General features: G+C 75.0%; 2 protein-coding genes. Both read right to left on the bottom strand.

Annotated features, from left to right (window positions below; genetic code table 11):
- Positions 1-4,239 (bottom strand): type I polyketide synthase (locus AN218_RS12015; RefSeq protein ID WP_070016842.1); only part of this gene is annotated, 4,239 nt, incomplete at its 3' end.
- Positions 4,240-4,363: 124 nt separating this feature from the next.
- Positions 4,364-5,622, bottom strand: a 1,259-nt coding sequence (locus tag AN218_RS12010; protein WP_141747541.1) for a beta-ketoacyl reductase, incomplete at its 5' end; no start/stop codon positions are given.

Below are 5,622 nucleotides of genomic sequence, written 5' to 3'. Positions count from 1 at the left end.
CGGCAGGTCCTCGATCAGGGGGCGCGGCCGGGCCGCGGTGTACCCGGCCAGGAACGGCTCCCAGTCGACGTCGGCCACCGTGACCCGGGTCTCGTCGCGGTCCAGGACCTGGGCCAGGGCGGCGACGCAGTCCTCCGGCGCCATCGGCACCAGGCCGCGGCGGCGCAGTTGCTCCTCGCCCTCCGCGCCGAGGATGCCGGACTGCGCCCACACGCCCCACGCCACCGAGGTCGCGGCGAGGCCGCGGGCACGCCGGCGTTCGGCCAGCGCGTCCAGGAAGGAGTTGCCCGCGGCGTACGAGGCGTAGTGGCCGCTGCCCCAGATCGCGGAGGCGGAGGAGAACAGGACGAACGCGTCGAGGTCGCCGGCGCCGTCGAACAGTTCGTCCAGTACCCGCGCCCCGGCCGTCTTGGCGGCGCACACCGAGCGGAACTCCTCCAGGGTCATCCCGTCGATCGGGGTGCTCTGGCCGAGGCCCGCCGCGTGGAACACGGTGCGCACCGGCCCCTCCTCGGCGGCGATCCGGGCGGTCAGCTCCGCCATCCCGGCGCGGTCGGTGACGTCGGCGGCCTCCACGCGCACGTGCGCGCCCCGTTCCCGCAGTTCGTCCCGCAGCCGCTCGGCACCGGGCGCCTCCGGGCCGCGCCGGGAGACCAGCACCAGGGAGCAGGGACCGAGCGAGGTCAGCCAGCGGGCGACGTGTGCGCCGATCGCCCCGGTCCCGCCGGTGATCAGCACCGGGCCCTCGGGGCGCCAGGACCGGCCGGGTTCGGGTGCGGCGGGGAAGGGCACGAGACGGCGGCTCAGTACGCCGCTCGCACGGACCGCGAGCTGGTCCTCGTCGTCGTCGGACGCCAGAACGCCGCCCAGCCGGCCGGCGGCCCGCTCGTCGAGGGTCTCCGGCAGGTCGATCAACCCGCCCCAGCGCCCGGGGTGTTCCAGGCCGGCGACCAGGCCGACGCCCCAGAGCGCGGCGCGGGCCGGGTCCGGCTCCTCGGTTCCGTCGGTGGCCACCGCCCGGCGGGTCAGGCACCACAGCCGCGCTCCCACCTCGGCGTCCCCCAGCGCCTGGATCAGCACCAGCAGCTCTTCGGGGGTCTCGACGAGGCTGATGACGCCGGACAGCAGCGAGACGCCCTTGGCCGCCTCGGCCAGCGCTCCGGCCGTGGCGGCCCGGTCGGTCTCCGGGCCCAGTTCGACGGTGATCGCGTCGGCGGGCAGCCGGGTCACCGACCGTACGAGCGCCGGGTCGCCGCCGCCGTGCGGAAGCACCACCAGCCAGGAGCCCGCCACTTGTGCCGCCGCGGCACGGTCGGCGGGCTTCCAAGTCACGCGGTAGCGCCAGGAGTCCATCCGCTGCCGGTGCGTACGCTCGCGGCGCCAGCGGGCCAGGGCCGGCAGGGCCGGTTCCAGTTCGGCCGGTGCGCCCAGCGTGCCGGCCAGGCCGGCCATGTCCTCCTTCTCCACCGCGTCCCAGAACGCCTGGTCCACGGCGGAGCCGCGTACCTCCTCCGTCGCCTCCGGCGGCGCCAGCCAGTAGTTCTCGTGCTGGAACGCGTATGTGGGCAGCGGAACGGACCGGCCCTCGCCGAGGACCGCGGCCCAGTCGGGGGTGACGCCGAGCGTGTGGAGGCGCCCCAGTGCTTCCAGGGCGGTCCGTGTCTCGGAGCCGGAGCGGTGACAGGTCGCCGTGACGTCGCGGTGCCCGGCGAGCAGCGGGGTGAGCACGGCCCCGGGCCCGATCTCGACCAGGGCGTCCCCGGTGGGCAGCCGGGTCGCCGCGTCGTGGAACCGCACGGCGTGCCGGGCGTGGTCCACCCAGTACTCCGGGGTGTGTACGGGGTGGGCGGAGTCGCCCGCGGGCACGATCGCCGAGGTCGGCTCGCGGAAGTCGAGTTCTTCCAGGGCGGCCGCGAACTCCTTCAGCACCGGCTCTATGAGCGGGGAGTGGAAGGCGTGGCTGACCTGGAGACGGGAGACGCGTACGCCGCGCTCGCGCCACCGCTCCGCCTGCCGGTCGATCTCCGCGGCCTCGCCCGACAGCACCAGGGAGTCGGGGCCGTTGACGGCGGCCACCGTGACGCCGGTGACGCCGTCGAGGGCGGTGGCGGCCTCCGCCTCGGTGGTGTTGACGGCGAGCATCGCCCCGCCGTCGGGAAGGCTCTGCATCAGACGCCCCCGGGTCACCGCCAGGTGTGCCGCGTCGTCCGGCGACAGCACGCCCGCGACGACGGAGGCGGCGATCTCACCGATGGAATGGCCGGTGACGGCGGTGAAGGACACGCCCCACGACTGCCACAGCCGTGCCAGGGCGTACTGGAAGGCGAACAGCGCCGGCTGCGCGAACTCGGTGCGCGCGAGCGTCTCCCCGGCATCGTCGGCGTCCGACCACATCACCTCGCGCAGGCTCCGGCCCAGCAGCGGATCGACCAGCGCGCAGACCTCGTCCAGAGCCCCGGCGAACACCGGGAAGCCGGCGGCGAGTTCACGGCCCATGCCGGGACGCTGCGAGCCCTGGCCGGAGAAGACCGCGGACACCCCGCGCGACCGGGCGGGGCCGGGGCCTCCCGGAGCCGACGCCGCCAGCCGGTCCAGCGCGGCGAGCACCTCGGGGCGCTCCCCCACCACCACCGCGCGGTGGTCGAAGAGGGAGCGGGTCGTCATCAGCGAACGCGCCACGTCCGCCAGCGGCAGACCGGGGTGGGCGGTGAGGTGGTCGCGCAGCGCAGCCGCCTGGCCGCTGAGGCCCGCGTCCGACTTCGCCGACAGCGCCAGCGGCACCGCGCCGCCCGCCACCGCGGGCACCGGGGCGGTCGGCTCCGCGGCGGACCCGCTGCCGGGTTCCGTACCGGTGTCCGTACCGGGCTCCGGCACGAACTGTTCCAGGATCACGTGGGCGTTGGTGCCGCTGATGCCGAACGACGACACCCCCGCGCGGCGGGGGCCGTCCTCGCGCGTCCAGGACCGCTCGGTGGCCAGCAGCTCCACACCGCTGCCGTCCCACTCCACCTCGCCCGTGGGGGTGCCGGCGAAGAGACTGGGCGGCATGACCCCGTTGCGGATCGCCATCACCGTCTTGATGACGCCCGCGACTCCGGCCGCCGACTGGGTGTGACCGATGTTGGACTTCAACGAGCCGAGACGGAGCGGGCGTTCGGCGGCCCGGTCCCGGCCGTAGGTCGCCAGCAGCGCCTGGACCTCGATGGGGTCGCCGAGTCGCGTTCCCGTGCCGTGCCCCTCCACCACGTCGACGTCGGCCGTGGACAGGCCGCCGCTGGCCAGCGAGTCCAGGATGACCCGCTGCTGCGACCTGCCGTTGGGCGCGGTGAGACCGTTGGAGGCGCCGTCCTGGTTGACGGCCGAGCCCCGGACGACGGCCAGCACCTCGTGCCCGTTGCGCCGGGCGTCCGACAGCCGCTCGACGACGAGCATGCCCACGCCCTCGGACCAGCCGGTGCCGTCCGCCTCGGCGGAGAACGACTTGCAGCGGCCGTCCGGGGCCAGCCCGCCCTGCCGGCTGAACTCGACGAACGCGCTGGGCGAGGCCATCACCGTCACCCCGCCCACCAGCGCGAGATCGCATTCGCGCTGCCGCAGGGCCTGGCCCGCCAGGTGCAGCGCCACCAGCGAGGAGGAGCAGGCGGTGTCGATCGTCACCGCCGCGCCTTCGAGCCCGAGGGTGTAGGCGATCCGGCCGGACATCAGCGACGTGGAGACCCCGGTGATCCCGTAGCCCTCCAGGCCGACTCCGCCTCCCTGCACGTCGAACCCGTACCCCTGCGGGGCGGCGCCGACATAGACGCCGGTGCGGCTGCCGCGCAGACCGGCCGGGTCGATCGCGGCGTGCTCCAGCGCCTCCCAGGAGGTCTCCAGCAGCAGCCGCTGCTGCGGGTCCATGGCCAGCGCCTCGCGGGGCGAGATGCCGAAGAAGCCGGCGTCGAACTCCCCGGCCCCGTACAGGAATCCGCCCTCCCGGGTGAGGGAGGTGCCCGGCCGCACACCGCTCGGGTCGTAGATCCGATCGGTGTCCCAGCCGCGGTCGGCGGGGAAGAGGGAGACGGCGTCGGTTCCCGTGGACACCAGCCCCCACAGTTCCTCCGGGCCGTGCACGCCGCCAGGCAGCCGGCAGGCCATGCCGACGACGGCGACCGGGTCGGCGGCGTCCCGGGCCTCGTACTCGCGCAGCCGCTGCCTGGCGACCCGCAGATCGGCGCTGACCTGCTTGAGGAAATGCCGCATCCGGTTCTCGGTCGACGCCGGACCGTCTGGGGGAGGTGCAGACACTGGTGGACCTTTCGGAAGGTACGGGCTTCAGGAACCGGAGCCGGGATCGGGCGGCCGGGTCATGAGGTGACGAGCCGCGTCATGAGATGTCGAACTCCCGGCCGAGCATGGTCAGCAGGTCCTCGTCCGAGGCGCCGTCGAGGTCGTCCTCGCCGGCATCGGACCCGGGGGCGCCCGAGGGCTGCGCCCCGCCCGACTGCCAGCGCGTGAGCAGGGAGTTCAGGCGCATGGTGATGCGCGACCGGCCCACCGAGTCGGTGTCGGCGGCCGCCAGCGCGGCCTCCAGCCGGTCGAGCGCGTCCTCGGCGGACCCCGCGCCCGTGCCCGCCTCGGACCCGAGCGACTCCAGCAGGAACGCGGCGACCGCTTCCGGAGTCGGGTGGTCGAAGGCGAGCGTGACGGGGGTGTCGAGTCCGGTCAGGGCGTTCAGCCGCTTGCGCAGCCCGACGGAGGCCAGCGAGTCCAGGCCCAGATCGCGGAAGGAGCAGTCCGCTTCGACCCGCGTGTGGTCGGCGTAGCCCAGTTCGGCCGCCGTCTCCGCGCGCACCAGCTCCACCAGAGCACTCCGCCGGGCGGCGGGGTCGAGCGCCAGCAGCTCCCGGCGGAAGGTGCCGGAGGCGTCCGCCTCCCCCTGCGGGGCGGCGTCCAGGGCCGCCCGCGCCTGCGGAAGCTCGTCGAGCAGCGGGCGGGGCCCGGATGCCGTGTAACTGGTGGTGAACGGTGCCCAGTCGACGTCGGCGACGGTGACCGCCGCCTCGTCGCGGTCGAGGGTCAGTTGGAGGGATGCGATCGCCCGCGCGGGCGGCAGGGCCCGCAGGCCGATGCGGCGCAGGTTCCGCGCGGTGTCCTCGTCGACCATTCCCTCGTCGGCCCAGACGCCCCAGGCCACCGACGTGGCCGTGGCGCCACGGGCCCTGCGGCGCTCCACCAGGGCGTCGAGGTAGGCGTTGCCGGCGGCGTAGGCGCCGCTGTGGGAGCTGCCCCAGACGGCGGCGATGGAGGAGAAGACGACGAACGCGTCGAGTTCCGTGCCGAGCAGTTCGTCCAGCACCCGCGCGCCGTCGGTCTTCGCCGCGGTCACCGAGGCGAACTCCTCGGAGCTCATCACCTCGAGGGGGGTGGCCTGGGTGACGCCGGCCGCGTGGAAGACCGAACGCACCGGCGTGCCCTCGCTCCTGAGCCGGTCGAGGAGCGCGGCGACGGCGTCGCGGTCGGCGACGTCGGCGGCCACGGCACGGGCCGGTACACCCGCCGCCTCCAGTTCGGCGAGCAGCCCGGCGGTGCCGGGGGCGTCCGCGCCCCGCCGGGAGAGCAGCACGATCGAGCAGTCCCCGTGCG

This window comes from Streptomyces nanshensis (assembly GCF_001751255.1).
GTDB classification, from domain to species: Bacteria; Actinomycetota; Actinomycetes; order Streptomycetales; family Streptomycetaceae; genus Streptomyces; species Streptomyces nanshensis_A.
Note: the sequence above shows the minus strand (reverse complement) of the source record. Positions and strands in the feature narration are given on the sequence as shown.